The 26793-nt window shown below is 68.5% G+C and carries 23 protein-coding genes and 1 tRNA gene; 5 read left to right on the plus strand and 19 right to left on the minus strand.

Annotation, left to right across the window (positions count from 1 at the left end; translation table 11 throughout):
- Nucleotides 1-55: 55 nt before the first annotated feature.
- From U0177_RS05305 to U0177_RS05340, 8 genes are all read right to left on the minus strand, one after another.
- Nucleotides 56-1423 (minus strand): hypothetical protein, encoded by a 1368-nt coding sequence (locus U0177_RS05305; protein ID WP_409569558.1) that lies wholly within the window; start codon nucleotides 1421-1423, stop codon nucleotides 56-58.
- Nucleotides 1424-1501: 78 nt separating this feature from the next.
- On the minus strand, nucleotides 1502-1897 hold the full coding sequence (locus U0177_RS05310) for a PleD family two-component system response regulator (protein WP_409569559.1): 396 nt from the start codon (nucleotides 1895-1897) through the stop codon (nucleotides 1502-1504).
- A gap of 204 nt (nucleotides 1898-2101) precedes the next feature.
- Nucleotides 2102-4048: an ATP-binding protein gene (locus U0177_RS05315; RefSeq protein WP_409569560.1), complete on the minus strand. Its 1947-nt coding sequence runs from the start codon at nucleotides 4046-4048 to the stop codon at nucleotides 2102-2104.
- Entirely contained in the window at nucleotides 4045-4614 is a 570-nt protein-coding gene (locus U0177_RS05320) for an ECF transporter S component (RefSeq protein ID WP_409569561.1), read from the minus strand. Before U0177_RS05320 ends, U0177_RS05315 begins: the two co-directional genes overlap by 4 nt.
- Nucleotides 4615-5110: 496 nt before the next feature.
- A complete protein-coding gene (gene coaE, locus U0177_RS05325; RefSeq protein ID WP_409569562.1) occupies nucleotides 5111-5800 on the minus strand; it encodes a dephospho-CoA kinase in 690 nt (229 codons plus the stop codon).
- Nucleotides 5801-5917: 117 nt separating this feature from the next.
- Nucleotides 5918-7891 (minus strand): amidohydrolase family protein, encoded by a 1974-nt coding sequence (locus U0177_RS05330; protein ID WP_409569563.1) that lies wholly within the window; start codon nucleotides 7889-7891, stop codon nucleotides 5918-5920.
- Between the two features lie 67 nt (nucleotides 7892-7958).
- The gene (locus U0177_RS05335) at nucleotides 7959-8303 is read right to left on the minus strand and encodes a hypothetical protein (RefSeq protein WP_409569564.1); all 345 of its coding nucleotides are present in this window, start codon (nucleotides 8301-8303) and stop codon (nucleotides 7959-7961) included.
- A complete protein-coding gene (locus tag U0177_RS05340; RefSeq protein ID WP_409569565.1) occupies nucleotides 8300-8761 on the minus strand; it encodes a Fur family transcriptional regulator in 462 nt (153 codons plus the stop codon). The genes U0177_RS05335 and U0177_RS05340 overlap by 4 nt, the downstream gene beginning before the upstream one ends.
- A gap of 171 nt (nucleotides 8762-8932) precedes the next feature.
- On the opposite strand from U0177_RS05340, the gene U0177_RS05345 reads away from it, so the two are divergent.
- Entirely contained in the window at nucleotides 8933-10015 is a 1083-nt protein-coding gene (locus tag U0177_RS05345; RefSeq protein ID WP_409569566.1) for a dipeptide epimerase, read from the plus strand.
- Between the two features lie 9 nt (nucleotides 10016-10024).
- On the opposite strand, the gene U0177_RS05350 is transcribed toward U0177_RS05345, so the two are convergent.
- Genes U0177_RS05350 through U0177_RS05360 form a run of 3 tightly spaced genes read right to left on the minus strand, consistent with a single transcriptional unit; the run spans nucleotide 10025 to nucleotide 11347 of the window.
- Nucleotides 10025-10363: a nucleoside triphosphate pyrophosphohydrolase family protein gene (locus tag U0177_RS05350; protein WP_409569567.1), complete on the minus strand. Its 339-nt coding sequence runs from the start codon at nucleotides 10361-10363 to the stop codon at nucleotides 10025-10027.
- Nucleotide 10364: 1 nt separating this feature from the next.
- On the minus strand, nucleotides 10365-10751 hold the full coding sequence (locus U0177_RS05355; RefSeq protein ID WP_409569568.1) for a VOC family protein: 387 nt from the start codon (nucleotides 10749-10751) through the stop codon (nucleotides 10365-10367).
- A gap of 41 nt (nucleotides 10752-10792) precedes the next feature.
- Nucleotides 10793-11347 (minus strand): cob(I)yrinic acid a,c-diamide adenosyltransferase, encoded by a 555-nt coding sequence (locus tag U0177_RS05360; protein WP_409569569.1) that lies wholly within the window; start codon nucleotides 11345-11347, stop codon nucleotides 10793-10795.
- Nucleotides 11348-11462: 115 nt separating this feature from the next.
- On the opposite strand from U0177_RS05360, the gene U0177_RS05365 reads away from it, so the two are divergent.
- The 3 genes from U0177_RS05365 (at nucleotide 11463) to U0177_RS05375 (ending at nucleotide 17554) form a co-directional block, all read left to right on the plus strand.
- Nucleotides 11463-12311, plus strand: a complete 849-nt coding sequence (locus U0177_RS05365) for a DUF1003 domain-containing protein (protein WP_409569570.1) — start codon at nucleotides 11463-11465, stop codon at nucleotides 12309-12311.
- Nucleotides 12312-12334: 23 nt separating this feature from the next.
- A complete protein-coding gene (locus tag U0177_RS05370; RefSeq protein WP_409569571.1) occupies nucleotides 12335-12967 on the plus strand; it encodes a nucleotidyltransferase domain-containing protein in 633 nt (210 codons plus the stop codon).
- A 69-nt stretch (nucleotides 12968-13036) separates the two neighbouring features.
- Nucleotides 13037-17554, plus strand: a complete 4518-nt coding sequence (locus U0177_RS05375; RefSeq protein WP_409569572.1) for a protein kinase domain-containing protein — start codon at nucleotides 13037-13039, stop codon at nucleotides 17552-17554.
- Nucleotides 17555-17578: 24 nt separating this feature from the next.
- Here U0177_RS05375 and U0177_RS05380 read toward each other — a convergent pair whose 3' ends face one another.
- The 3 genes from U0177_RS05380 to U0177_RS05390 form a co-directional block, all read right to left on the minus strand.
- Nucleotides 17579-18655, minus strand: a complete 1077-nt coding sequence (locus tag U0177_RS05380; RefSeq protein ID WP_409569573.1) for an alpha/beta fold hydrolase — start codon at nucleotides 18653-18655, stop codon at nucleotides 17579-17581.
- Nucleotides 18648-19409 carry a ParA family protein gene (locus tag U0177_RS05385; RefSeq protein ID WP_409569574.1) on the minus strand — a complete coding sequence of 254 codons (762 nt, stop codon included), beginning with the start codon at nucleotides 19407-19409 and terminating at the stop codon, nucleotides 18648-18650. Before U0177_RS05385 ends, U0177_RS05380 begins: the two co-directional genes overlap by 8 nt.
- A 519-nt stretch (nucleotides 19410-19928) precedes the next feature.
- Nucleotides 19929-21593, minus strand: coding sequence for an alpha-amylase family glycosyl hydrolase (locus U0177_RS05390; protein WP_409569575.1), 1665 nt, complete (start codon nucleotides 21591-21593; stop codon nucleotides 19929-19931).
- A gap of 343 nt (nucleotides 21594-21936) precedes the next feature.
- Here U0177_RS05390 and gnd point away from each other — a divergent pair, with 343 nt between their 5' ends.
- A complete protein-coding gene (gnd, locus tag U0177_RS05395; protein WP_409569576.1) occupies nucleotides 21937-22842 on the plus strand; it encodes a phosphogluconate dehydrogenase (NAD(+)-dependent, decarboxylating) in 906 nt (301 codons plus the stop codon).
- Here the strand turns inward: gnd and cdd are convergent.
- From cdd to U0177_RS05420, 5 genes are all read right to left on the minus strand, one after another.
- Nucleotides 22826-23239 (minus strand): cytidine deaminase, encoded by a 414-nt coding sequence (gene cdd, locus U0177_RS05400; protein ID WP_409569577.1) that lies wholly within the window; start codon nucleotides 23237-23239, stop codon nucleotides 22826-22828. The two genes, gnd and cdd, sit on opposite strands and share 17 nt — an antisense overlap.
- Nucleotides 23223-24554: a hemolysin family protein gene (locus U0177_RS05405; protein WP_409569578.1), complete on the minus strand. Its 1332-nt coding sequence runs from the start codon at nucleotides 24552-24554 to the stop codon at nucleotides 23223-23225. Before U0177_RS05405 ends, cdd begins: the two co-directional genes overlap by 17 nt.
- A 16-nt stretch (nucleotides 24555-24570) precedes the next feature.
- The gene (locus tag U0177_RS05410) at nucleotides 24571-25509 is read right to left on the minus strand and encodes a ribose-phosphate diphosphokinase (protein ID WP_409569579.1); all 939 of its coding nucleotides are present in this window, start codon (nucleotides 25507-25509) and stop codon (nucleotides 24571-24573) included.
- Nucleotides 25510-25577: 68 nt separating this feature from the next.
- A complete protein-coding gene (locus U0177_RS05415) occupies nucleotides 25578-26600 on the minus strand; it encodes a bifunctional N-acetylglucosamine-1-phosphate uridyltransferase/glucosamine-1-phosphate acetyltransferase (protein ID WP_409569580.1) in 1023 nt (340 codons plus the stop codon).
- A 119-nt stretch (nucleotides 26601-26719) separates the two neighbouring features.
- Nucleotides 26720-26793: transfer RNA gene (locus U0177_RS05420), tRNA-Gln, on the minus strand.

Consider the following 26793-nt stretch of genomic DNA (forward strand, 5'->3'; position numbering starts at 1 on the left):
GCTGATACCTCCCGCGCCGTGTTGGGCCTGTGAGTATCTGGCGCTGGAGCAAAAGCTATGTGCCGTTGAATGTAAAATACAGGTCGACTCGCCGGCCGCTCGCCGTGCCAAGGTAGTGGTAGCCATACACGCCGGTGGGATTCTGCGGGCCAAACTGCACCAGCAGCCCCGGCGCGTAGCCGACGCGCCCGCTGCGGTCGGCGCGGGCTGATGTAAGGACGTACACGCCATCGGGCGAGGTGATCCACAGCTCGAGCGCCTCGTTCGCGCGGAAGCCGCTGCCGCTGAGCGCGAAGATCGTCTTGCGCCCGCCCTCGGCCGGCGCGGCCGTGCCATTGCGGCTGGCCGGCCGCGCGGTGCCCAGCGGGGCCACGTAGTCGCGCGTGAGCTTGAATGGCGCGGTGACGCTGCGCCCGCTATTCGCGCCCTGGCCGGTGATCGTCCACACGCCTTCGGTGTTGGCCGAAGTGGTAAACACTACACGAATCGTGCCACGGCCGTCGTTGGCCACCAGTCGCGGGTCGATCGCCTCGACGCCGCCGCTGCCAGGGCGCGTCAGCCAGACGCCCACGCGCTCATTTGGCTCGTAGCCGCTCGCCGTGAAGGTGAAGCCAACGCCCGGCGGCGCGGCCAGCGGCGTGATCGCGCCAGGCCCGCGCACGGCCAGGCCCTGGTGGATGACCAGGCCGAGCTTGCCAGGGTTGCCGGGCGGCGAGGTTGGCGCCGGGGTTGGGGCCGGCGGGCTGGCGGGTGGATGCGGCTCGCCCTTCTCGTTCAGCGGGCCGGGCGGCGCGGCCTCGGGCGGCCAGGGCTCGAGCAGCTGCGGCGGGGCGAGCTGGCGCCCCAGCAGGCCCAGGCGCACGCCGCCCGGCCATAGCTCGAAGCGCGCGCGCTCGAAGTACTGCACGGTATGCCAGCGCCCATCGGCCAGCTGCTCGTTGATCTCCTCGCTGATCGGCAGGCCAAAGATCGCCGCGCCGCCGCGCTGCTCCCAGGTGGCCTTGAACGCGCCAAACAGGCTGTGGCCCGTCGCGGCGAAGTAGCTGCGCGCCTTGTAGCTTTGGAATGGCGCTACCTGCGGGAAGATCCGGTTGCCGGTGGCCTCGCTGCCCAGCTTGCCAAGGTTGATGAGCGCCTGGCCGCCGCTGACCGTCAGCTCAAAGCGCGCGCGCTCGAAGTACTGGACGATCCGGCCGTCGGCGCCGCGCACATACTCTTCTGTTACCGGGTAGCCAAACGTCGCCAGGCCGCCGCTGCGCTCCCAGAACGAGCGAAATGCCCCGCGCAGGTAGTGGCGGGTTTGGGGGAAGTAGCGCAGCGTATTTTGCGCCCGCGCCGTCGGCACGATCGCCGCGCACAAGGCTGCGACGATCAGAGGCACAATCCACGGCCACAGGTGCTTCCGCGCAAAGCTGGCGTGCATAGCCGCTCCCCGGAAATTACAATGTCTATCGTACTATGCGTGTATGGAGGCTAATCATACGGGCGGCGGCAGTAGTTGTCAAGCCTTGCCGCCGATTGCGCGCTCGCGCATGCCCAGCAGCGCGCTCACGCGCTTGCGGAACACGAAGATATCGAAGGGCTTCTCGATGGTGGAGACGCCAATGCTGCCAAGCAGCTCGGCCGTAGCGCGCGGCGGAGGGTCGCCGCACACGAATAAAATGGGGATGCTGGCGGTCGCCGCGCTTGCGCGCAGCCGCTCGGCCCAGGCGTAGCCTGCGGTGTTGCTGAGCGCCCAGTCGAAGATGATCATGTCGGGGTGGTGCGCGGCCAGCAGCGCGTCGGCGCCCTGCCAGTCGTAGCTGGCGAGTACCTGGTGGCCCTCGGCTTGCAGCAGGTGTTCGAAGAGTTTGCACAGATCGGGGCTGGCTTCGATGAGTAGAATCGTGGCCATCATGGCGCTTGCTCCTGCGCGTCGCCGAGAACAGCAGGAGTTACGCGGCGGAGTGTCTTCCGGTTGGCGGGCCAGGCCCTGCAAACCTCCCACGCGCGAAGCACACACGTAAGTCCTGTCAACAGGAAAACGACTGGCGCGCGGGTATGGATACGCGGCACGGCGCTATTTGTTAGGGCAAGGTGAAAAGCGCCGGACGGCGTGCGCTCAGTGGCTGTGCTCGGGTATGCCTGCGGGCATGGCGATGTCGGGTGCGGGCACAAGCGGCAGCTGCACAATAAACCGGCTGCCGTGGCCCAGCTCGCTTTCGAGCTGGATCGTGCCGCCCATTACGTCGACAAGCCGGCGGGTGATCGCCAACCCCAGGCCGGTGCCTTCGCTACGCCGGCTGTAGCCGCCATCGAGCTGCAGAAATGCATCGAAGATCAGCACCTGGTGGTCGCGCGCGATGCCAATGCCGGTGTCGGATACGCTGATCTGGAGTATCTCCTCGTCGCGGAGGGCGGCATTGGCGTGGTGTGGCCGGCCATTGGCGCCGGCTGGCCATGGGTAGCTCAGCTCGAGAATGACCTGGCCGTGCTCGGTGAACTTGATCGCATTCGACAGCAAGTTGAGCACGATCTGGCGCAGGCGCAGCACGTCGGCGTTGATCCGGCGCGGCAGCGCTGGGTCGCAGTGGCTCTCGAGGCGTAGCCCTTTCGTGCGCGCCTGCGGCTCGCACTGCGCAAGCGTGGCCGATACAAACTCGCGCAGCAGAAACGGCTCGGGCCGCAGTTCGAGCTTGCCGGCCTCGAGCTTCGAGAAATCGAGCAGGTCGTTGATCAGCTGCAGCAGGTGCTTGCCGTTATCGCGGATGCGCCCGACGACATTGTGCTGCTCGGCGTCGAGCTGGCCGAACACGCCCATGTCGAGCATGTCGGTGTAGCCCAGCACACCGGTGAGCGGCGTGCGTAGCTCGTGCGAGATCGTGGCCACGAACTGCGATTTCAGCATATTGGCGGCATGCGCCGACTCAAGCGCCTGTTTCAGATCGAGATTTGCCAGCGCCAGCTGGTCGCCGCGCTGCTCGAGCTCGCGCTGCTTGCTTTCGAGGTCGCTGGCCATGGTGTTGAACGCCTCGGCGAGCTGGCCGATCTCGTCGCGCCGGCCGATGCGCAGCGGCTGATCCCAGTGCCCGGCGCGCAGGCGCGCGACGCCGCTGCCAAGCTGCTCGATCGGCCGGGTGATCGTCGCGGCGAGGCGCCGGCCCAGCACCACGGTGGTGGCCAGCGTGCCAAGCAGCAGTAGGCCCTGCGAGGCGAAGAAATACCAGTTGGTGGTGCTGGCGGCGGCCAGCGGCATTTCGACGATCGTGAACCAGCCGGTGCCAGGCGCCGTCGCCCAGGTGCCATTCACGCGCTGCGCCATCAGGCCGGTGTAGGCCTGGCTGTAGGGCGCGCGCCATACCTGGTGGTTCAGCGCCGCCGCAACGATCGGCAGGGCGCTCAGGTCGCTGCCGGCTGGCGCCTCGGCCGCGTTCCAGGCGACGATCAGGCGGCCGCTGGTGTCTACCATGTAGCCGTAGCCAGTGTCGTTCAGGCCAGCCAGGCGCGATATCGGCCCGACCAGCCGGTCGATGTCGATCAGCGCCACCAGCGCGCCGCGCGCCACGCCGCTTTCGTTGCGTATGGGGAACGCCAGCAGCAGCGTGGCCTGTGGCATGTCGAAGCGCGGCGCGGTGGGGGTGTACTCGCTGCCGGCGCGGATCGCGTTGAGCAGGCCTGCGTCGAAGCCGCCATCGGGCGCGAGCATGCCGAACTGGCGCTCGACCCTGCCCTGCGGGTCGGTCAGCCAGAATGCGTGGCAGGCGTAGCAGCTGGTGTCGACAATATCGACGGTCTGGGCGTCGCTGGTAGCGCTGCGGCCGAGCACGCGCGCGGCGGCGCGCAGGCGCTGAAGCTCGTCTTCCAGGCGCGTGCCGACGAGCTGGCCGATCACCTGGGCAGTTTGCGTCTGCGCCTCGGTGGTCTCGACATACGTGGCCCAGATGCCCAGCACAAGCGAGACGATCGCGCCCAGCACCAGCGGCGCGATTGTGGTCAGCGTAAACACCGTGACGATGCGGGTGTGCAGGCGCTCGCTGGTATATTGTGCGCGCTTGTGCGGTTGCGTCATGGCTCACCCGGATCGAGGCTGGTCGACTCGCGCAGGATGCCATAGATCAGTAGCACAACCGGCGTGAGGATGGTGGCGGTCGCGGTGTTCGAGAGAAACGCCGGCAGGAAGTTCACCTGTACCACATCGGCCCAGCTGCTATTGGTAACCCAGCGTTCGGAGAGCGAGGCGATACCCATGCCGATACCGATACCCAGCAGCGCGCGCAGCAGCACGCCGATCACCGGGCGCAGCTGCGTGTAGTTGGCGCCGCCGCTGGCTGGCCGGAACATGCCCGCCGCCAGCCCGATTATGCCATTGCCGAGGTACCAGAACGGCCACCAGCCCCAGCCCAGCAGCTGGTCGGCGGCGAGGTTGCCGGCGCACCCGCTGGTAAAGCCGGCCACCGGGCCGAACAGCGCGCCGATCACGATTGGCACCACCACGCCGGGCCGCAGCTGCACGTTGTCGGCGCCGGGGATTGCCAGGATCGAGGTCAGGCAGATCGATAGCGCGTACAGTATGCTACCGCCAGCTGCGGCGGCAAGCTGGATGAGAACGCTCCGTGGCGAGTGCCGGGCAACCATAATGTGAGCCTTTGAAGTGTTTGCTGGTTTCGGCAGGCGTTGGCCGCTGGTACGGCCTGCGCTGTTATGTGTAAGTATACACTGTTGCTCAACAGGGTATTACTATCGGCTCACGGATTCTTATACCACCCCCGCTTATCATACCAACTCCGTTTGATTACTTGTGTTTGTCGGCGCCCGGCAAAGCCGGGCGCCGCACAAGAAAAGAAATGGGGCGGCGAAGCCGCCCCCGAACCCCCACCATAATCCAAGCGATCAGCCGGATTTGGTATCATACGCTGTTCGCTTGATCATGTATAGAATGTGTTGCACTATAAGAAATTTGGGGGCGGCGAAGCCGCCCCCAAACCCCCACAAAAGTGTCAGTAATCAAGCGAATTTGGTATGCCCTGCCCGGCAAAGCCGGGCAGGGCCTACCAAAAAGAAAGTCGGGGCGGCGAAGCCGCCCCCGAACCCCGACTATGAAGCACGTGCTCAGCCGAAGCCGAAATTGGTATTAATTCGGGGGCGTGATTCGTGGCGCAATTGCCTGCCAGGCGGCTTCGATCTGGCGGCGCGTGCCCTCGAGCGTGCCACTGTTGTCGATCACCACATCGGCCTGGGCGACCTTGGCGGCCTGCGGCGGCTGTGCGGCGATGCGCGTGCGCGCCTCGGCGTCGCTCAGGCCGCGCGTCGCCACCAGCCTGGCCAGCTGCTGCTCGGGCTGGCAGGCCACCACCCAGATCGCGTCGCAGAGCGGCCGCCAGCCGCTTTCGAGCAGCTTGATTGCGTCGATCACCGCTACCTGGGAGGCGTGCGGCGTGCGCGGGGCAGATTGAGAGGTAGGCTCGGTTTGATTGCCGGCCCTCCCGCCCGCATCGCTGAGGCTGGTGAGCCAGGCGAGAATGTGCGCGTGCACGGCCGGGTGGACGATCTGCTCGAGGCGGCGCAGGGCTGCCGGGTCGTTGAACACAATCGCGCCAAGCGCGCGCCGGTCGATCGGCCCGCCGGGCTCGGCCAGCACGCCAGGCCCAAACTCGGCGACGATCTGGGCGTACACTGGCTCGCCGGGGCGCTGAAGCGCGTGCGTCACCGCGTCGGCGTCGATCACCTGCGCGCCCAGCTCGCGCAGGGTGGCCAGCACCGTGCTTTTGCCACAGGCGATATTGCCGGTCAGGCCGATCAGGTATATTCCCTGGTAGCTCATAGTGTTGAGATTGAGTTATGGCTTACGCAGTTGGCGGGCTCGGCCTTCGGCAGAGCGCTCCCTTATTCCGTAGAGGTGTGCGTTTTTCCGTTCGCGTGCGAGGGCGCCGCAAGCGAACTATAGCTCGACGTATTCTTGCATCACCAGGGCCTGCTCGGGCACGCCGAACAGCGCCAGCAGCTCGTCAATCAGTGCGGCCTTGGCGTCGGCGTCGCGGCTGCTCCAGGTGCGGCTCTTGATCTCGAGGTACGGCCCAGGGTCGTGGTGGCCGCGCAGGGTATCGATATTCAGCGCGAAATCTTCGCCGCGGTAGACGATGCGCCAGCGGCGGCGATGCTTCTCGATCTCGACCACCTGATCGGGCTGAAAATACTCGCGGTAGAAGCGCAGCGTCCGATCGGCCGGGGCGGTGTAGCGCGCGCGGCCAAGCCGCACCGCCGAAGGGTACTCGGCGCGGTCGGGCGGCGCGGTGAGCGTGATGGTGTACTTCGGCCCGACGCGGCCGCCTGGGTCGACGCGGTGATCTTCGCGCAGGCGCACGCGCCCTTTGGCTTGGTCGTTCCAAGTGAAGTAGGTATCGTACTGGGTGCGCTCGCTGGCCTTTGAGAAGCTCAGATCGGCGCCGCCGAGCAGCCCGACGATCCGCTCGACGGTGGCGTCGGTGATCTTGGCCTTGGCCTGCACTTCGAACAGCTCGTCTTGCTGCACGCCGCCGATCGCCAGGATTTTGTCGAGCAGGTTGACCTCGCGCTTGGCCAGAAAGGCGTCGATCTGGTCGGCGATCGCCTGGGCGCGGCGCAGCACGTCGGGCTCGTCGAGCGTCGTGAGCGCGCGGTCGCGCATGAGCCAGCGGCCGTCGACGAGCACATCGCGCACGTCGCCGGCGCGCGCGCTGTAGGCCAGGTGGGTGTAGATCGAGTCGGGCGCGTAGCTGTAGCGCGGCGCCGAGTGCAGGCGCCCCAGCTCGACGATCGCGATATCGGCGCGTTTGCCGGGCACTAGCGATCCGATCAGATGCTCGAGGTGGATGGCCTGGGCGCCGCGCGAGGTTGCCAGCGCCAGCGCCTCGCGCGCCGGCACGGCCGTCGGGTCGCCGCTGGTGCCTTTGGGCAGCAGCGCGGCCAGGTGGATCTCGGTGAACATATCCTGGTCGTCGTTCGAGGCCGGGCCGTCGGTGCCGAGGCCGGTGCGCACGCCGGCCTCGAGAAAGCGCCGGATGGGCGCGACGCCGCTGGCGAGCTTGAGGTTCGAGGAGGGGCAGGGCACCACGCCGACGCCACGCTCGCGGATGGTGATGATATCGTCTTCGGTGGCGTGCACGCCGTGCGCGGCAATGCACTTCACGTCGAACGCGCCCACTCGCGCGGCATAGCCGAACGGAGTGGCCTCGTGCTCGGCGCGGCTTTCCTGCACCTCGCGCGCCGTCTCGGAGAGGTGCGTCACCAGCGGTACGCCGTAGCGGCGGCACAGCGCGGCGGCCTCGTGGTAGATCGTGTCGGTGCAGGTGTAGGGCGCGTGCGGCGCGATCGTCGGCACGATGCGGTCGTGGGCATGCCACTGCTCGATGAAGCGGCGCGCGCGGTCGAGCCCTTCGTCGTACGAGGCCGCGTCGGGGGTGGGCAGGCGCATCACCGTCTGGCCGCAGATCGCGCGCATGCCGGCCATGTCGGCGGCGCGGGCCACCTCTTCCTCGAAGTAGTACATATCGACGAACGTGGTGGTGCCGCCGCGGATCATCTCGGCGCACGAGAGCTGGGTGCCGGTGAAGGTGAAGTTGGCGTCGGCGAAGCGGCTTTCGACCGGGAACATATAGCCGAACAGCCAGACATCGAGCTGCTGGTCGGCTACCAGCCCGCGCAGCAGGCTCATGGGCACGTGGGCGTGGCCGTTGATCAGGCCGGGGATGATCGCGCAGCCGCGGCAGTCGTGGGTTTCGGCGGCCTCGTAGCGCGCGAGTAGCGCGGCGGTCGGGCCGACATCGGCGATCGAGCGGCCGCGAATCGCCACCGCGCCGTCGGCCACGACGCTGCCCTCGGGGTTCATGGTCACGACCGTGCCGTTGATCAGCAGGAGATCGACTGCCTGGCGCATGGAGCCTCCCTTATTTCATTCGCAGTATGCAGTCGGCAGTGCGCGGTGGCGTTCCGCCCGGCGCCTGCTACTGCCGGCCGCCGAGTGATTGTTCGCCCTGAGCCAGCAGCTGGTCGTACTCGTCCTTGCCGATGAATGCCCCGCCTTCGAGCGTGCGGCTCAGCTCGCGCCGGCCGCGGTCGTACTCGATCTCGGCGCGCATGAGCCTGAAGCAGCGCGAGTCCATGATCTCTTTGATCAGGCGGTAGCCGGTGGCGTCGTCGTCGTCGCCGTACTCGATCACCAGGTCGTTGCGTGGGTCGACGCGCACGTGCACTGGCGCGCCGCAGCGATTGCAGCGTACGTACAGGTGGATGGCCTGGTCGATCGGCGCCGCGTCGCCGGCGCCGAACAGTCGCCGTAGCAGGTTCATAGGCTGTGCTCCTCGTGGGCGTGGGCTGCGCTTTCGGCGGCGCTCTGGCAAGCCGCGCAGCGGCCGGGGATTGCCAGGTGGTTCAGCTGTGCGCTAAAGGCGTAGCGCGCCTGGAGCTGGCTTTTCAGCATCGCCAGCATATCGTCGCCGATCTCCTGCTCGTAGCCGCAGTCCTGGCACACGAGGTGGTGGTGCGCCTCGCCGCGCACGTACTCGTAGCGCAGCGGGCTGGTGACGCTGGCCAGCGGCGCCACCAGGCCAACCTCTTGGAGCCATTGCAGTGTGCGGTACACCGTTGCGATATTGATGTAGGGGTGCTGGGGCACGATCGCGTCGTGCACATCTTCGGCCGTCAGGTGTTTGCCGCTCCGCTTCACTACTTCCAGCACCGTCAGCCGCTGCGGCGTCAGCCGATAGCCTTGTTTACGCAGTCTTGCAGCATCATCGCTGTGAGTCATTGGCGTTTCCTGTTGTTGTACGATGCCGCGCGGCAGCGCCAGCGGCAAGCGCGCGGGCGGCACTGCCTACCGGTTGGTAAGCCTCAGTATACCATAATCGCTCGCGGCTTCTCGGCGCGCGGCAGAACGTAGTATAATCGGGCGGTACACGCCTAAGCACGAGGTTTTGCCATGGCTGCGCCTACTACCATTCGCTCGCTGGCCGCCCGGCCGCTCGACATCCCGCTGCACACGCCTTTCGGCATCGCCGGCGGCGCGCAGGATCTGGCGCGCAACCTGCTCGTCACGGTCGAGCTGGCCGATGGCACGCGCGGCTATGGCGAGGCGGCGCCGTTTCCGGCCTACAATGGCGAGACACAGGCGATCGCCAGCGCCGCGATTGAGGCGGCCGCCAGCCTGGTGGAGGGCGCCGACGTGCGCGAGTGGCGGCGCGTGGCCGTGGCGCTACGCGGCGCGATCGGGCCGATTGGCTCGGCGCAGTGCGCGATCGAGACGGCGGTGCTCGACGCGCTGACGCGCCAGGCGCATATGCCGCTGTGGGCGTTCTTTGGCGGCGTGGGCACTAGCCTCGAAACCGACATGACCGTCACCACCGGCACGGCCGAGCAGGCCGCCGCCGACGCGCGCTCGATCGCGGCGCGCGGCATCCGCACGATCAAGGTCAAGGTCGGCTCGGGCGACCTTGCGCTCGACCTGGCGCGCGTGCAGGCGATCGCCGAGGTGGCGCCGAAGTCGCCGCTGATCCTCGACGGCAACGCCGCCTTCAGCGCCGACGGCGCGCTGCAGCTGGTGTCGCAGCTGCGCGAGCGCGCGATCAACGTGGCGCTGCTTGAGCAGCCGGTAAAGAAGGGCGACTGGGCGGGGATGCAGCAGGTGGCGCAGTGGGCCGGCGTGCCAGTGGCCGCCGACGAGACGGCCACCGACGCTGCGGCGGCGCTGCGGATCGTGCACGAGCGCGCCGCACACGTGGTGAACATCAAGCTGATGAAGTGCGGCATCGCCGAGGCGCTCGATATCGCGGCGATCTGCCGGGCGGCCCGGCTGGGGCTGATGATCGGCGGAAATGTCGAGTCGATCCTGGCGATGACCACCTCGGCCTGCTTTGCGGCCGGCCAGGGCGGCTTCCAGTTTGTCGATCTCGACACGCCGCTGTTCATGGCCGAGAACCCATTCACGGGCGGCATGGTCTACGAGAGCGCGCGTATCGACCTGAGCGGCATTATAGCGGGCCACGGCGTGACGCCGCGGGTGTAAGCGGCGCCGCTAGCGCGTGTCGCCCTCGCCGCCGATCTGGCCGCGCTCGAGCCGCGAGAACAGCTTCTCGATATTCGCGGCCGCCACCTCTTCAAGCGTCAGATCGAGCTCGGTGCAGATCTGCGTCAGGTACCACAGCACGTCGCCAAGCTCGTACTTCAGCGCCTCGCGGTCGGCTGCGCCGATCACGCCGCCCTTGTCGCGGAAGATCTTTTTGATCTTGCCGGCCACTTCGCCGGCCTCGTTGGCCAGCCCGAGCGTCGGGTAGACGATCGGGTGGTTTACGTCGATCTCGCCCCAGGTTTTGCGCGACTCGCGCTGGTACGCGCGAAACGTCTCGAGATCCATGCTACTCCTTCGGCAGCTCGGCCATGATCCCAAGCAAGTGCGCGTCGGGGTCGTGGAAGAAGGCCATCCACAGCTCGTAGCTGCCCATGTCGGCGATCAGGTGCGGCGCGTCGACGAAGGGCACGCCGCGCTGGGCCAGCGCGCGGTGCGCGGCGTGAATATCGCCAACCGTGAAGTACAGCGTCGCGCCCTGGGCCACTGCCTCGCCGCGCTCGGGGGTTGCCAGCATCAGCCGCACGCCGCCGCAGTCGAAGAACGCCAGGTTTGGCGCGGCGAACAGAAACGGCAGCCCCAGCCTCTCGCGGTAGAACTCGGTCGCGGCGGCGAGATCGGCCACCGTCAGCGCGATCTGGCCAAGCGGGCCGAGCGCAATCGTTGCTTCAGCCATGTGTGTATTCCTTGTGCTCAGGCTCGCGCGGCGGCGCCGCGCTACGAGTGGCGCGGGCTGTGCCAGGGCACATCGGCCTGTCCGGCGCGGGCGTTGGCGGCGCGCGCCAGCACGAACAGGCAGTCGGACAGGCGGTTGAGGTACACGGCCACCGCCGGGTTGAGCTGCTCGGCGCGGCCCAGGCTCACGGCCCAGCGCTCGGCGCGCCGGCAGATCGTGCGCGCCAGGTGCAGCTGGGCCGCGCCCGGCGAGCCGCCCGGCAGGATGAACTGCCGCAGCGGCGCCAGCTCGGTCTCCAGCGCGTCGATCGTCGACTCGAGAAACGCGACCTCGCCGTCGCCGACGCGCGGCACGCTCGCGGCCTCGCCGGGCGTCGCCAGGTCGGCGCCAACCACAAACAGCTGGTTCTGGATCTGGCCAAGCAGCGCGTCGAGATCGTGTGCGGCGGGGCCGAGCATCGCGCGGGCCACCCCGATCGCCGCGTTGCACTCGTCGACCGTGCCATACGCCTGGACGCGCGCGGCGTCTTTGGCGACGCGCTGCCCGCCCCACAGCCCGGTCTCGCCGCCGTCGCCGGTTTTGGTGTATATTTTCACGTGTGCCCCCGTATGATGCCCAGCCGGGCTATTGTACCACGTTGCGTGTGTGTGCCGGGCGCGGTGCTATAATTGGGCGGCGCGCCGACACATCGAACAGCCGAGAGAGGGGTGTATGCCTGCCGAACCACGCCTGCTGAAGACGATCCCGCTGTTCATCGGGATGGACGACGACGAGCTTGCCGCGATCGCGGCGATCATGGACGAGGTTCAGTTTCGGCCGACCCAGGTGATCTTCAACGCCGACCAGCTGGGCGGCACCTTGTATATCGTGCGCGCGGGCCAGGTCGAGCTGTCGATCGTCGACGACGACGGCGAGAAGCTGGTGCTCGAGCTGCTCGAGTCCGGCGATTTTTTCGGCGAGCTCTCGCTGCTCGATGGCGGCACGCGATCGGCCACTGCCACGGCCACGCAGCGCACCGACACGCTCGTGCTCGATCGCCACGAATTCCTCGACCTGATGCTGCAAAAGCCGCATATGGCCCAGGACGTGATGGTGGCGCTGGCCAAGCGCATCCGCCGCACCGACAACCTGCTGCGCCGGCGCGTCAGCCGCGACCCAAACGAGGTGATCGACGAGCAAGAGACGCTCGGCGACCGGGTGGCCGACGCGGTGGCGCGCTTCGGCGGCAGCTGGCGCTTTATCTTCGCGTTCGGGGCGTTTCTGGGGGTGTGGGTGCTGCTGAATGTGCTCGCGCCCTGGCGCTGGGACGACTACCCGTTTATTCTGCTGAACCTGTTCCTCTCGATGCTGGCGGCCATCCAGGCCCCGGTGATCATGATGAGCCAGAACCGCCAGGACGCCAAAGACCGCATCCGCAGCGAGCTCGACTACCAGGTGAACCTGAAGGCCGAGCTGGGCGTTACCACCATGCTGCACAAGACCGACCTGATGACCGAGGTGCTGTCCGATATCAACGAGCGCCTGGCCAAGCTCGAGCGCGGCACGACCGCCGCGCCGTAAGAAGCTGCCCGACAAGGAGCGCTATGCATCCCGACCCGCTACTCGACCAGATTGTCGACGAGCTGCGCGCCAGCTATGGCTGCCACACCGTGATCTTGTACGGTTCGCGCGCCCGCGGCGAGCAGCGCCCTGGCAGCGACTACGACATCCTGGGGGTGCGGCCGGCCGGCGAGACGCTGCGCGACGCCCGGCTGTGGAATGGCGTGTACCTTGACCTGTTCGTATACCCCGAGGCGGCGATCGCCCGGCCCGACGCGAGCATGCTTCAGTGCCTGGGCGGGGTGGTGCTGTGCCAGCAGGGCGCGCTTGGCGACGAGTTCCTGGCCGCGCTCGACGCGCTGTTCCGGGCTGGGCCGCGCCCGCTGCCGCCCGACGAGATCGCGGCGCGCCGGGTGTGGGCCGGCAAGATGCTCGCGCGCGCGCGCCTCGGCGACGCCGAGGCCAACTACCGCCGCGCCTGGCTGCTCACCGCGCTGCTCGAAGATTACTTTCACCTGCGCGGGCAGTGGTTTCTGGGGCCGAAGCAGGCGCTGCGCTGGCTGCGCGAGCACGACCAGGCCACCTACGCCGCGTTCGACCGGGCGCTTCGCCCCGATGCCAGCATCGACCAGATCGCTACGCTGGTGGCGCGCGTGGTGGCGCCGCCCGACGCATAATCGGCTCGATTGGAATAGGGCTTACGCAGTTGGCACGCTCGGCCTTCGGCAGCAGTGAAAGCATTGGCCATGGAATCCTTGAGCGGCCGAACCATCAAGGGCTACGAGCTGCGCGAGCTGCTGAGCGCCGGCGGCTTTGGCGCGGTCTACCGCGCCTACCAGCCCCAGGTCGACCGCGAGGTCGCCGTCAAGATCATTCTGCCGCAGCACGCCAACCAGCCTGAGTTCATCCGGCGCTTCGAGACCGAAGCGCGCCTGGTGGCGCGGCTCGAGCACCCGCATATCGTGCCGCTCTACGATTACTGGCGCGACCCCGAGGGCGCCTTCCTGGTGATGCGCTACCTGCGCGGGCGCAGCCTGGCCGAGCGGATCGACGGCCAGCCGCTGCCGCTTGACGCGCTGGCGCGCGTGTTTGAGCAGATCGGCGACGCGCTGGCCGTTGCGCACCGGCGCGATGTCATCCACCGCGACATCAAGCCCGCGAATATTCTGCTCGACGAGCACGGCAATGCCTACCTGGCCGATTTCGGCATTGCCAAAGATCTTGGCCAGGGCGGCGCGCGCTCGACCGACGAGGGCGCCGCGCCCGGCTCGCCGGCCTATATGGCCCCCGAGCAGATCCGCTCCGAGCCGCTGACCAACCGCACCGATATCTACAGCCTGGCGATCGTGCTGTACGAGGCGCTCACCGGCGAGCTGCCGTTTCAGGCGACGACGCCGATCCTGATGATGTTCAAGCACATCCACGAGCCACCGCCGCCGCTCGACCGCCGCCGCCCCGACCTGCCGCCCGCGCTGAACGCCGTGATCCGGCGCGGCGTGGCCAAGGATCCAGACGCGCGCTACCCGGATGTCGCCAGCTTTGTGCGCGATCTGCAGCACGCGCTTGGGCTTGCCGGTGCCGCGCCTGCGCCGCCTGACGCGCCGCAGCAGTCGCGCTACGCCACGCAGCTGCTCGATGCCGTGCTCGAAAACCCATACAAAGGGCTGCGCGCCTTCGACGAGGCCGACGCCGGCGAGTTTTTCGGGCGCGAGGCGCTGACGCGCCGGCTGCTTGGGCGCATGGCCGAAATGGCTGATTTCGCGCGCTTTCTGGCGGTGGTTGGTCCGAGCGGCAGCGGTAAATCGAGCGTGGTGCGCGCCGGGCTGCTGCCTGCTCTGCGCTCCGGCGCGCTGGCGGGCTCGCAGGGCTGGTTTATCGTCGAAATGCGCCCCGGCGCTCAGCCGCTGGCCGAGCTCGAGGCCGCGCTGCTGCGCGTGGCCGTGCGCCCCCCGGCCCCCGAGCTGCTGCGCGGCCTGCACGAGCGCGACGATGGCCTGCGGCGCCTGGTGCCGCAGCTGCTCGAAGGCGCGGACGGCGCCGATCTGGTGCTGTTCATCGACCAGTTTGAAGAAGCCTTTACGCTCTGCGCCGACGAGGCAGTGCGCGCGCGCTTCTTGCAGACGCTCTACGACGCGGTAGACGGCGCCGAGGGCCGGCTGCGCGTGATCATCACGCTGCGGGCCGATTTCTACGACCGGCCGCTGCTCGTGCCCAGCTTCGGCGCGCTGATGCGTGCCCGCACCGAGGTGGCCCTGCCGCTCTCGGCCGACGAGCTGGGCCGCGCGATCCGCGCCCCGGCCGAGCGCGCTGGTGCGCTGGTCGATCCCGAGCTGTCCGCCGCGATCGTGGCCGATATTCGCGAGCAGCCCGGCGCGCTGCCGCTGCTGCAGTACGCGCTTACCGAGCTGTTCGAGCGGCGCAGCGGCCGCGTGCTGACGCGCGACTCGTACCTGGCAATCGGCGGGATGTTTGGCGCGCTGGCGCGCCGCGCCGAAGATACGTTTCTGGCGCTTGACGCCGATGGCCAGGCGGCTGCGCGCCAGGTGTTTCTGCGCCTGGTCGCGCTGGGCGAGGGTGTTGAAGATACCCGCCGCCGGGCGCGGCGTGCCGAACTGCAGGCGCTTGTGCCGCCACGGCCCGGCGACGCGCGCCCGGAACCGCTGGTCGATGCGGTGCTGGCCGCCTACGACCGCGCGCGGCTGCTGACGTTCGACCACGACCCGTCGACGCGCGCGCCAACCGTCGAGGTGGCGCACGAGGCGCTGATCCGCGCCTGGCCACGGCTGCGCGAGTGGGTCGACGGGAGCCGCACGGCGCTGCGTGTGCAGCGCCAGCTGAATGCCGCTGCGGCCGAGTGGCGCGCCGCCGCGGGCGACCCCAGCTTCCTGGCGAGCGGCGCGCGCCTGGCGCAGTTCAGCGCCCTGGCCGATAGCCAGGCGCTGGCGCTGAGCGACGACGAGGCCGCATATCTTGCCGCTAGCGTCGCCGAGGGCCAGCGTATGGCCGCCGCCGAGCACGAGCGCCAGGCGCGCGAGCTTGAGCTGGCCCGCCAGTCGGCGCGCAGCCAGCGCGCCGCCGCCAACCGCCTGCGCGTCCTGGCAGGCGCGCTGGGCTTGTTTCTGCTGCTCGCCGCCGGCCTGGCGCTGTTCGCCTTCCAGCAGCGCCGCGTGGCGCTCAGCAGCGCCGACGCGGCCGCCAGCGCTGCCGCCACTGCCTCGGCTAACCTGGCGCGCTCCGACGCGCTGCGCCTGGCATCCGAGGCCGAGGCGCTGCGCGCGACCAATGGCGCGCCCGAGCTGGCCGCGCTGCTCGCGCTGCGCTCGCTCAAGCTGCGCGACACGGACGAGGGCTACGCCGCGCTCTCCACCGCTGACGCGCTGGCGTACCCGTCGCAGACACTTCCGCTCACCGATGCGGTTGGCTATGCGCTGTTCGGCGGCGATGGCCACCAGCTGCTGATCAATCGTGCCGACGGCCGCGTGCAGCTCTGGGATACCGCGGCCCGCCAGGCGCGCCGCACCCTCGCAACCGGCACGCATCTCTGGAAGGCGGTTCTTTCGCCCGACGGCGAGCTGCTGCTGGCCATAACCACCGAGCGCAGCGCCGCGCTGTGGGATATCGCCACCGGCCGCGAGCTGCATACCTTCGCGCTTGGCCAGGCCGCCAGCTTGCTGAGCGTCGACTTCAGCCACGACGGCAGGCGCCTGATGGTGGCCAGCGACACCACGGTCGGCGTATGGGAGCCGCTCACCGGCGCGCAGCTGGCCAGCTTCAGCCAGAGCGACGACCAGATCGTCGGCGTGGCGTTTTCGGTCGACGATAGCATGCTTTTGACGGCAAGCCTGAACGCGACGATCCGCTTCTGGGATCTCGGCACCAGGCGGCTCGTCCGCTCGCTGCCATTGGCCGGCGATGCGAGCGGGCACGTGGACGGCTCTGCTTCGCCCTTCGATTTTATCGAGGCGGCTGTGTTCGCGCCAAATCGGGGAACGCTGGCAACCGGGCGCTCCGCCGGCACCGTGCAGCTGTGGGATGCCACTACCGGCCGAGCGCTGCGGGTGCTGGCCGGCCACGCCGCTCGCGTCAATCGCCTGGCGTTCTCGCCCGACGGCCGCCAGCTCCTCAGCGCCAGCGCCGACGGAACCGCGCGGCTGTGGGATGTGCGCAGCGGCGCCGAGCTGCGGCGCTTCACCGGCCACGGCCAGAGCATCCAGAATGTGGCCTTTTCGCCCAACGGCGCCGACGTGCTCACCAACGACGATACCGTGCGGCTGTGGCACACCCAGGTGCCGAGCGCGGCAGGCGCCTATCCCACGCGTGATGTCAATGCACTGCCCGCCGCGTTTGGCGCCGACGATAGCCAGCTGCTGGTCGCCGACCCGGTCGACGGCGCGAGCATTCAGCTGCGCTCGCTGGCCGACGGCGCGCTTGTGAGCACATTCTCGAATGGCGGCGGCGGCGATATTGGCGCGGTATCGCCCGATGGCCGCCTGCTGGTGTTCCGCTCGTATAGCGAGGAAAATAGCTTCCAGCTGTGGAATATCGCCGAGCGGCGGCGCGTCGGGGCGCTCCGCAGCGCGCAGCCGATCACGCTCTTCGGCTTTAGCATCGCGCCCGGCAACGGGCTGGTGGCGGCCACGGCCAGCGACAACGCGATCCACCTGTGGGATGTGGCCAGCGGCAAGGAGCGCGCGACGATCGCCGGTGGCGACAGGAGCCTGGCGTTCGCGCCCGACGGTGCGGCACTGCTGGTGATCGGCGACATGGTGCGTGTGCTGGATGTGCGTACCGGCGCGCAGCGCCTCAGCTTCGGCCTTGGCGGCGCGCGCGCCACGGTGGCCGCCTGGTCGCCGGATGGCCGGCATATTCTGACGGGCGACGACCAGGGGCAGATTGTGCTATGGGATGCGGCGAGCGGCCAGCGCGAGCGCGCATTCGCGGGCCACGCCGGCCCGGTGCTGGGCCTGGCGTTTTCGCCCAACGGGGCCAGAATTCTCAGCGGCGGCGCCGACAAAACCGCGCGGCTGTGGGATGCGGCCAGCGGCGCCGAGCTGCGCCGGCTCGGCGGCCATGCCCGGCCGCTAAACATGGTCGCCTTTTCGCCTGGCGGCAAATACCTGCTCACCGCCGACGCTCAGGCCGTACGGGTGTGGTATGCCGATGCGCGCGACCTGGCTGCATCGGTGTGCGCGCGGCTTACGCGCGACCTGAGCGCGGCCGAGCGCGCGCGCTACGCGATCGACAACGACGCGCCGACGTGCTAGCGCTTCAGGGCGCGCAGGCGCGGTTTATGCCGCATCGAGGAACTCGCGCAGCGCAGCGTGGTAGGTATCGGGCTGCTCGATCATCGGCACGTGGCCGCACTGCTCGATCACCAGTACGCGCCGCGCGCGCGCCATCTCGGCGGCGGCGCGCAGGTCGTCGGCCGGCACCACCCGGTCGTTCGTGCCGCCCACGAACAGCGCTGGCGCGCTGAGGGTTTGCAGCGCCTCGGCCAGCGACGGGTCGCTGATGCTGATCGCGCTGGCGAGGTGCGCCCCTACGTCCATGTCTAGCAGGTCGGCGATGCCCTCGCGCAGCAGCCGCCGGTCCTCGGGCGCGCGCTCGAGGTACCAGCTGGCCAGCAGGTCGGGGATGGGCGGCGTGCTCATCAGCATCTCGGCCACCGGCCGTAGCTGGCTTTGAAATGGGCGCCACAGATCGATCAGCGGCTGGCCAAACTGCAGTGCCAGCGTGGCCGGGGCGTGCGCCAGCCCGAGGCAGGCGCGCGCCAGCGCGCTGCGCTGCACGCCAAATGCCGTCACCACCAGCCGGCGCACGCGCGCAGGCCAGTGCGCGGCGATGTACACCGCCACCGCGCCGCCAAACGAGTGGCCGTTCAGGTCGAACTGGCCAATGCCGAGCGCGTCGGCGAACTCGATCGCTAGCTCGGCCAGGCGCGCCACGCCGCCGGGCTGCGCCAGCGCGGGCGAGGCGCCGAAGCCGGGCATGTCGATCGCATAGCTGGTGTGCCGGCCGGCCAGGTGCGCTTGAGTACCGTACCAGTAGCGCGACGACGCGCCCCAGCCGTGGATCAGCAGCAGCGGCGGCCCGTCGCCGCTCTGGCGGTAGCAGATCTCGCTGTGAGCCAGCTGTGCGCGCTGGAGCGGCGCAAGCTTCAGCGCGCCGTTGGTGGCCTCTGCGGGCGAGTGCGTCGAAAGCTGCAAGCCGTGGCCGCGGCGCGGCGGCTGCGGTGCCTCCGCCTTCGGGGCCGGTGCCTCGTCGGGCGGCGTGTGAGTCGAGAGCTGCAGGCTGCGCCCGCGCCGCAGGTTTGCCGGAAGGCGATCGGCCGGCGTGCCTTCCTCGGAATGCGGTCGATCATTCATAGCGCCCCTCCAGCTCGGCCGCGAGTGCGGCATAGGCCAGCGCGCCTGCGCTCGCTGGCGCATAGCGGCTGATCGGGAGGCCCTGCGTTGGGGCCTCGGCTAGCTTTACGTTGGTGGGAATCACCGTCTCGTATATCAGGCGGCCGTAGCGTTCCCGCGCCTCTCGCTCGATTTCCTGGCTCAGGTTGGTGCGCCGGTCGGCCAGCGTGCAGACGATCCCGCCGATCGCCAGGGCCGGGTTGATCTCTTTCACCAGCTCGATCGTCGCTTCGAGCTGCGGCATGGCCTTCAATGCGTAGGCGTGCATCTGCAGCGGCACCAGCACGTGTTCGGCGGCGGCCAGCGCGTTGAGCGAGAACAGCCCCAGGCTCGGCGGCGGGTCGATCAGCACGTAGTCGTAGTCGCCGCGCGCGGCCCGCAGCGCTTTGCGCAGCAGCAGCTCGCGCCCGACGCGCCCTGCCAGCTCGAGCTCGGCGCCGGCTAGCTCAAGCGTCGCCGGCACCAGGTCGGGCCCGGCGGCGGTGGCGATAGTAGCGAAGGCGCTGCCTTGCTCGGGGTTCAGCAGCACTTCGTAGACGCTGTACTCGAGCGCGGAAGGGTCGACGCCGAGCCCCTGCGTCAGGTTTGCCTGCGGGTCGATGTCGATCAGCAGCACACGCCGGCCGCGCTCGGCGAGCGCGGTGCCCAGGCTCAGCGCGGTGGTCGTTTTCCCGACGCCGCCTTTCTGCATCGCCAGGGCCAGAATATGTCCCATGCTGCCCTCCTCGTCGAACCAGCACGCACCAGATCGATTATCCGCCGTGTTGGGAACATGCGAGTTACAGCCCTGCTTTACTGGCTCGCCGCGCTTGGGCGCACCAGGCAGATCGTTGGTAGCCTATTCGGCTCATCACAGGCTGTGTGCTGGCGGCTCGGCGCGGCTCCACGGCTCCGAAATTGGCTTCCTGGTGTTGCGGTCGGCATGGCCGGTCGTCGCGCCGGGAAAAGCAGGTAATCAGCCCAATTGTGTCTGAATCGAGGCGGCAGCGCACGGAAGGAACCACGGCAGACGTGTGAAGCGCCAGGGTAGCGCGCGGAAGGAACCATGGCGGACGTGCGAAGCGCCAGGGTAGCACACGGAAGGAATCATAGCAGACGTGTGAAGCGCCAGGGTAGCGCGCGGAAGGAACCATGGCAGACGTGCGAAGCGCGGAAGCTGCCGCCGAAGGGTCGCCTACTCACCTCTGGCGCCTGGCTCCCAACGCCTCGCCGCTCGCCTGCAGCCAGATCAAAACTACGCTTGCAGTACCCAGATCTTGCCAAACGAGTCCGGTAGGTCGACCTCGACCGGGCCATCGCCGACGTGCTCGTCGTAGTCGTGCAGCCACTCGTGCCAGCGCCCGGCGCGCGGGAAGTCGATCGCCACGCGCTGGTCGGCCGGCGAGAAGTTGACCGCCACCACCACCACGCTGCCGTTGTCGGCCCAGCGCTGGTACGCCAGCACCTTGCGCTCGGCGTCTACCAGCAGCGGCTGGAAGTAGTTCGTTTGAAGCGCGGCCTGGGTGTGGCGCAGGTACGCCAGCGTGGCGTAGTGGTGGTACAGCGCTTTGCCCGAGTCGCTCTCGAGGTATTCCCACGGCAGCTTGCTCGTGCCGATGGTTTTGGGGGCGTGCGCGCCGAACTCCTGGCCGTGGTACAGCATCGGCACGCCCTGCGCGGTGTACAGCACGATCGCGCCGAGCATGCTCTTGCGCACCGCGCCGGCGTCGCCAATGGCCGGGTTGGTCATCGCCACTAGCATGGCGCGGTCTTCGTCGTGGCTCTCGAGGTAGTTGATCGGCTGGGCGTTGTCGGCGTAGCCGTCGCCGCCGAACGTGATCACCCGCAGCAGCGCGTCCATGTCGCCGTACTGCTGGCCTTCGTACTCGCCCTCGCGCAGCTGCGCGCGCAGCACTTTGGTGAACTGCCAGTGCCACGAGGCGTCGGCCTCGGTCTCGCGCACCACTGCGGCCGTGTCGCCGACGATATGCTCGGCGATCAGGTAGGCGTAGGGCTTGGCCTGGCGCGCCGACCAGGTGATGAAGCTCATGCCATTCACGCCGTCCCAGTCGATGCCTTCGACATAATCGTAGCGGAAGCCGTCGATGTGGTACTCATTCAGCCAGTAGCTCTGGATGTCGGCGATCAGCCGCTTGGTGGCGTCGTTCCAGTGGTTCAGGTCGGGGAAGCCGTACGGGTTGCCGTCGGTGCTCATGTAGGGGTTCTGGTCGTAGGGGTACAGCCGGTTCAGCGGCGCATCGCCGGTGGTGTGGTTGAACACCATGTCGAGGATGACGCCGATGCCCTTCTGGTGTGCCGCGTCGATCAGCTGCTTCAGGTCTTCGGCCGTGCCATACGCGCTTTCCGGCGCGAAGAAGTAGGCCGGGTTGTAGCCCCAGCTCTGGTCGCCGGGGAACTCCTGGATCGGCATCAGCTCGATCGCGTCGACGCCCAGCTGCGCCAGGTGGTCGAGCCGCGCGGTCACGCCTTTGAATGTGCCCTCGGGGCTGAAGTCGCCGACGTGCAGCTCGTAGATCACCAGCTGGTTCAGCGGTTTGATCTGAAAGCCCGCGTCGTTCCACTCGTAGGGCTTGGCGCCGACGTCCACCAGTGCGTGCGGCGAGCCATCGACCCAGCGCAGCGCGCGCGCGTACGGGTCGCTGATTGTCGTCTCGCCGTCGATCACGAACTGGTAGCCGTAGCGCCCTGGCTCCAGCCGCTTCTCGATCGACCACAGCCCGCTCTCGTCGACTGCCAGCGGGTCGGCGCTGGCATCCCACCCGTTGAACTCGCCGATCAGGTGCACGCTCTTCTTCCAAGGCGCCCATAGCGCGAACGAAACCGTGCCGTCGCCGCGATCGTGCGCGCCGTGCGGCACCTGCGTGGGTTGCTCCGGCGCGTGTATCTGGCCCGTCGTCATCGTATCCTCCACGTTCCACCTTTCAGTTGGCTCGCCAAAACGCCCCGCGCGTGGGGGCGTGCCGCATACATTGCCTGCCTGTATATCGAACTGGCCACCTTTGTGAAAGCAAGAACTATGCCAGGGCGTGATTCTTGCACTCGCGGCGCGAGCAGGCATATCGCGGCGAGGCTGCGGGCGAGGCGCAGCGTTTCTCGCGTCAGCGACCGAGTGACGTGGTGGGGTTCGGGGCGGCAAAGCCGCCCTCCAAGCCTCCCACGCGGGAGGACACCGCGTTTCTCGCGTCAGCGACACGATGTACAATGAAGCGACCGCATTTGCCCTGAAGGGCGAGGAGAAACGAATGCAACTTGGCATGATCGGGCTTGGCCGCATGGGCCTCAACATGGCCCGGCGGCTGATCGGCGGCGGCCACACCGTGGTGGGCTACGACCGCGCGCCGGCTCAAGTCGAGACGCTGCGCGCGGCGGGCGGCGCGGGCGCCGGCAGCCCCGAAGATCTCGTGCGCCAGCTCGCGGCGCCGCGCGTCGTCTGGCTCATGATCCCGGCCGGCGCGCCTACCAGCCAGCAGATCGACGGCCTGGCCGGTATACTCGCGCCCGGCGACACGCTGATCGACGGCGGGAACTCGAACTACCGCGACACCCTGCGCCACGCCGCGCAGCTGGCCGAGCGCGGCATCCACTTCCTCGATATTGGCGTCAGCGGCGGGGTCTGGGGCCTCAGCGAGGGCTTCTGCCTGATGGCCGGCGGCGACGCGCCCGTGTTCGCCGCGGTCGAGCCGATCCTGGCGACGCTCGCTCCGCCGCACGGCTACCGCCACGTCGGGCCTTCCGGCGCCGGCCACTTCGCCAAAATGGTGCACAACGGCATCGAGTATGGCATGATCCAGGCCTACGCCGAGGGCTTCGAGATCCTGCGCGCCAAGCGCGAGTTCGGCTACGATCTGCACGGCCTGGCCGAGCTGTGGCAGAACGGCAGCGTGGTGCGCTCGTGGCTGCTCGATCTCGCGGCCGATGCCTTCGCCAAAGATCCCGACCTGGCCGCGATCAAGGGCTACGTCCACGACAGCGGCGAGGGCCGCTGGACGGTGCAGGAGTCGATCGACCTGGCGGTGCCCGCGCCGGTGATCGCGCTTGCGCTGCAGATGCGCTTTCTCTCGCGCCAGGACGAGTCGTTCGCGGCGAAGGTGGCAGCGGCGCTGCGCAACGAGTTTGGCGGGCACGCCGTCGTCAGCGCCGAGGCGTGAGGTCGTCGCTGGTGAAGCCGCCCGGCAGCAGCGCCTGCGGTGTCGTGACGAGCAGCTCGCCGCGCATGTTCGCCAGCACCACCGTGCAGCCGGGCGCCAGCTCGTGGATCACCTGGCGGCAGGTGCCGCACGGGCTCACCGGGCCGGGCGTATCGGCGATCACCACCAGCGCCGTGATGGCGCGTGCGCCAGCCGCGTATGCCCCGACCAGCGCGGCCCGCTCGGCGCAGATCGCCGCCGGGTAGGCCGCGTTCTCGACATTACATCCGGGGAACACGCGCCCGTCGGATGCCAGGGCCGCCGCGCCAACCGCGAAGTTCGAGTAGGGGCAGTAGGCCCGTGCGCGTGCCGCGCGCGCCTGGGCCACCAGATCGCTGTAGTCAGGCTGCGTCGTCATCGTCCGCCGCCGCTCCTTTCGAGGCGCCAATCTCAAGGTCGCCGGCCGGCGGGTAGATCAGCCGCAGCTGGCGCGGCCGCAGCCCCTCGACCGACAGCACGGTGATCGATACGCCGTCGGCCAGCTGCACCTCGTCGCCGGCCTTCGGCACGCGCCCCAGCCGCTCGTACACCAGCCCGCCGATCCGATCGGACTCGTCGGACTCGAGCCGCAGCCCGATCATATCGTTCAGGTCGTCGAGCAGCACGCGCGCGTCGGCGATCAGCTCGCCCTCGGCCACGCGCCGCACCGATGGCTCCTCGGCGTCGTACTCGTCCTGGATCTCGCCGACGATCTCCTCCAGCAGGTCTTCGATCGTCACCACGCCGGCGGTGCCGCCGTACTCGTCGACGACGATCGCCAGGTGCACTTTGCGGGCCTGCAGGTCTTTTAGCAGCGCGTCGACCTTCATTGTCTCGGGCACGAAGTACGGTGGCCGCAGCAGGCCCGTCAGCGGCAGCGTGCCGTCGTGCAGGCGCTCGCGCTGGCCGGCGCGCAGCCATGGCAGCATGTCTTTGGCGTACAGAATGCCGCTGATCTGGTCGATCGTCTCGTGATACACCGGGACGCGCGAATGACCGTAGGTGATGACCATATCGAGCGCCTCGTCGAGCGAGGCGCCTTCGTCGAGCGCCACAATATCGACGCGCGGCACCATCACCTCGCGCACCACGGTGTCGCCAAACGAGAAGATGCCCTCGATCATCTCGCGCTCGTCGGGCTCGATCAGGCCCTCTTCTTCGCCAACATTCACCAGCAGCCGCAGCTCTTCTTCCGTCACCAGCGGCAGCTTCGACACCTCGCGGCCGCTCAGGCGGCGCATCAGCGGGCCAATCACCAGGTTCATCAGGCTGATCAGCGGCCAGAGCAGCGCCGTGATCAGCGCCATCGGGCGCGCCAGCATCTGGGCGGCCGACACGGGGTTGCGCAGCGCCAGCGCCTTGGGCAGCGCCTCGCTGAAGATCAGGATCAGCAGCAGCAGCGCGCCGAGCGCGCCCAGCCGCCAGCCCAGATCGAGCGGGCGCGTCAGCAGCAGTGTGAAGGCGGTGGCGGTGATGATGCTGGCGGCGTTCACCAGCAGAATGGCGGCCTTGAAGCGGTATGGGTCGGAGAGCAGGCGCGCCATCTGCCTGGCGCGCGGCGCGCCCTCTTCTTGCAGTGCGTTCAGGCGGTGCCGGCCGATCGCGCCCATGGCGGCGTCGGCGGCCGAGGTAAACGCCAGCAGCACGAGGCACAGCAGGATGCCGGCGGAAATAAGGCTAGATTCTGACTCCAAATTAGTCGATACCTCACTACGAAAACAGCGCGCTCAGCGAAAGATCCTTATGAATGCGCATGATCGCCTCGGCGAACAGCGGCGCCACGCTGATCACGCGAATGCGCGCGTGGTCGCAGTCTGCGGGCAGGGGGATGGTGTTGGTCACCACCGTCTCCACCAGCATCGATTTCGCAATAATGCCGATCGCGTCGCCGGCGAAGATGCCGTGGGTGGCGCAGGCGTGCACCGCCACCGCGCCGCGCTCGCGCAGCGCCCGCGCGGCCTCGGCCAGCGTGCCGCCGGTCGAGATCATATCGTCGACGATCACGGCGGTGCGGCCCTCGACATCGCCGACCATCTCGAGCACCTCGGCCACGTCGGGCTGCGGGCGCTGCTTGGCGATGATCGCCAGCCCGGCGCCCACGCGCTCGCGAAAGCTATTGGCGCGGCCTACGCCACCGGCGTCGGGCGAGACCACCACCAGCTTCGGTAGGTTTAGCTCGCGCACGTACTCGGCCAGCAGCGGGCCGGCCTGCAGGTGATCCACCGGGATATCGAAAAAGCCCTCGATCGCCGGCGCGTGCAGATCCATCGTCAGCACGCGGTTGGCGCCGGCAGTGCGGATGAGGTTGCCCACCAGCTTGGCCGAGATCGGCTCGCGCCCGGTGGTTTTCTTCTCCTGCTTGGCGTAGCCGTAGTAGGGTATCACCGCCGTCACGCGCGCGGCCGAGGCGCGGCGCAGCGCGTCGATCAGCAGCAGCAGCTCCATGAGGTGCTCGTTCACCGGCGTGCAGGTTGGCTGGATCACGAACACGTCGGAGCCGCGCACGTTCTCTTCGAGCTTCACGCGCGACTCGCCGTTTTTGAAACGGCCGACCGTCGCGCGGCCAAGGTTGATGTTCAGGTGGCCGGCGATCTCGCTGGCCAGCTGGCGGTTCGCGTTACCGCTGAAAATTTGCAGTCGCCCTTCCATATGCTCCGTGTTGCGTCATGCGTAGTGTATGGTGAGGTCAAAGCGCGCCATGCCCTACGCCTGGCGGGTCAGCTATCGGTGAGATGCACAAATGGGCCAACCTCGGCCCCTGCGGCTACAGTGGCGCGCTCGATCAGCGCGTGCCGCACACGGGCGCCGTCGCCAATCTCCGAGTCGACGATCGTGGCATAGGGGCCGATCTCGCAGCCGGCGCCTACGCTGGTGCTGCCTCGCAGCAGCGTGCCCGGCCACAAGGTTGTGCCGCGCCCGACGCTCACGCCTACATCGACGTAGGTGGCCGCAGGGTCGATGACCGTGACGCCTGCGAGCATCAGGTCGTTCAGGATGCGCTGGCGCAGCACCGCGCCAGCCTGCGCCAGCTGGGCTTGGTCGTTGATGCCTTGGGCCTCGGCTGGGTCGGCCGCCGGCAGCGCCACTGCTGCGCCGGTGCCGCGCTCGGCCACGGCCATTTCGGCCAGGTCGGTCAGGTAATACTCGCCCTTCAGCGGGTTTGGCGCGATCCGGTCGAGCGCGGGCCACAGCCATTCGGCATCGAAGCACATCACGCCGCTGTTGCACTCGCTGATTGCGAACTGCTCGGGCGTAGCGTTGCGCTCCTCGACGATCGCCACCACCTGGCCGCTGGCGTCGCGCACGATCCGGCCATAGCCCGATGGCGGCGCGACATACATGCTGAGGATGCCCACCAGCGCGCCGCTCCGGCGCCGCAGCTCGACGGCCGCGCGCGCCGTAGACGGGCGCAGCAGCGGCGTGTCGCCATACAGCACCAGCACGTCGTCGGCGGGGCGCGGCAGCGCCGGGCGCGCCTGCAGCACCGCGTGGCCAGTGCCAAGCTGCTCGTGCTGTACGGCGTAGGCATAGCGCGGGCCGAACTGCGCGCGCGCCGGGCCGAGCTTTTCGTCCGACAGCACCACCACGGTGTAGGCGGCCTCGAGCGCGTCGGCAAGCGCCAGCACGTGCCCCAGCATCGGCCGCCCGCACAGCGGGTGCAGCTCCTTGGGCAGCGCCGAGCGCATGCGCGTGCCTTTGCCCGCCGCAATCACTACGATCCCAAGATCAGGCGCTTTCATAGTCAAAAAAAACAGCGAAGAACAAATTCTTCACTGTGCGAGATGGCCCCTGGCGCCACCAGCCGAGGCACTGTGCTATCCATCGATTGTGCTGTCGCGGCATGTCCTCAAGAAAAGCCTGGCTGCCGGACCAGGATTCGAACCTGGACAGACGGATCCAAAGTCCGTAGTGCTACCATTACACAATCCGGCA

It is taken from the genome of Kouleothrix sp., from assembly GCF_046328425.1.
GTDB lineage: Bacteria > Chloroflexota > Chloroflexia > Chloroflexales > Roseiflexaceae > Kouleothrix.

Coding starts and splice junctions, on each gene's coding strand:
- U0177_RS05305 (WP_409569558.1), bottom strand. CDS start 1,423: ATGCACGCCAGCTTTGCGCGGAAGCACCTGTGGCCGTGGATTGTGCCT.
- U0177_RS05310 (WP_409569559.1), bottom strand. CDS start 1,897: ATGATGGCCACGATTCTACTCATCGAAGCCAGCCCCGATCTGTGCAAA.
- U0177_RS05315 (WP_409569560.1), bottom strand. CDS start 4,048: ATGACGCAACCGCACAAGCGCGCACAATATACCAGCGAGCGCCTGCAC.
- U0177_RS05320 (WP_409569561.1), bottom strand. CDS start 4,614: ATGGTTGCCCGGCACTCGCCACGGAGCGTTCTCATCCAGCTTGCCGCC.
- coaE (WP_409569562.1), bottom strand. CDS start 5,800: ATGAGCTACCAGGGAATATACCTGATCGGCCTGACCGGCAATATCGCC.
- U0177_RS05330 (WP_409569563.1), bottom strand. CDS start 7,891: ATGCGCCAGGCAGTCGATCTCCTGCTGATCAACGGCACGGTCGTGACC.
- U0177_RS05335 (WP_409569564.1), bottom strand. CDS start 8,303: ATGAACCTGCTACGGCGACTGTTCGGCGCCGGCGACGCGGCGCCGATC.
- U0177_RS05340 (WP_409569565.1), bottom strand. CDS start 8,761: ATGACTCACAGCGATGATGCTGCAAGACTGCGTAAACAAGGCTATCGG.
- U0177_RS05345 (WP_409569566.1), top strand. CDS start 8,933: ATGGCTGCGCCTACTACCATTCGCTCGCTGGCCGCCCGGCCGCTCGAC.
- U0177_RS05350 (WP_409569567.1), bottom strand. CDS start 10,363: ATGGATCTCGAGACGTTTCGCGCGTACCAGCGCGAGTCGCGCAAAACC.
- U0177_RS05355 (WP_409569568.1), bottom strand. CDS start 10,751: ATGGCTGAAGCAACGATTGCGCTCGGCCCGCTTGGCCAGATCGCGCTG.
- U0177_RS05365 (WP_409569570.1), top strand. CDS start 11,463: ATGCCTGCCGAACCACGCCTGCTGAAGACGATCCCGCTGTTCATCGGG.
- U0177_RS05370 (WP_409569571.1), top strand. CDS start 12,335: ATGCATCCCGACCCGCTACTCGACCAGATTGTCGACGAGCTGCGCGCC.
- U0177_RS05375 (WP_409569572.1), top strand. CDS start 13,037: ATGGAATCCTTGAGCGGCCGAACCATCAAGGGCTACGAGCTGCGCGAG.
- U0177_RS05380 (WP_409569573.1), bottom strand. CDS start 18,655: ATGAATGATCGACCGCATTCCGAGGAAGGCACGCCGGCCGATCGCCTT.
- U0177_RS05385 (WP_409569574.1), bottom strand. CDS start 19,409: ATGGGACATATTCTGGCCCTGGCGATGCAGAAAGGCGGCGTCGGGAAA.
- U0177_RS05390 (WP_409569575.1), bottom strand. CDS start 21,593: ATGACGACGGGCCAGATACACGCGCCGGAGCAACCCACGCAGGTGCCG.
- gnd (WP_409569576.1), top strand. CDS start 21,937: ATGCAACTTGGCATGATCGGGCTTGGCCGCATGGGCCTCAACATGGCC.
- cdd (WP_409569577.1), bottom strand. CDS start 23,239: ATGACGACGCAGCCTGACTACAGCGATCTGGTGGCCCAGGCGCGCGCG.
- U0177_RS05410 (WP_409569579.1), bottom strand. CDS start 25,509: ATGGAAGGGCGACTGCAAATTTTCAGCGGTAACGCGAACCGCCAGCTG.
- U0177_RS05415 (WP_409569580.1), bottom strand. CDS start 26,600: ATGAAAGCGCCTGATCTTGGGATCGTAGTGATTGCGGCGGGCAAAGGC.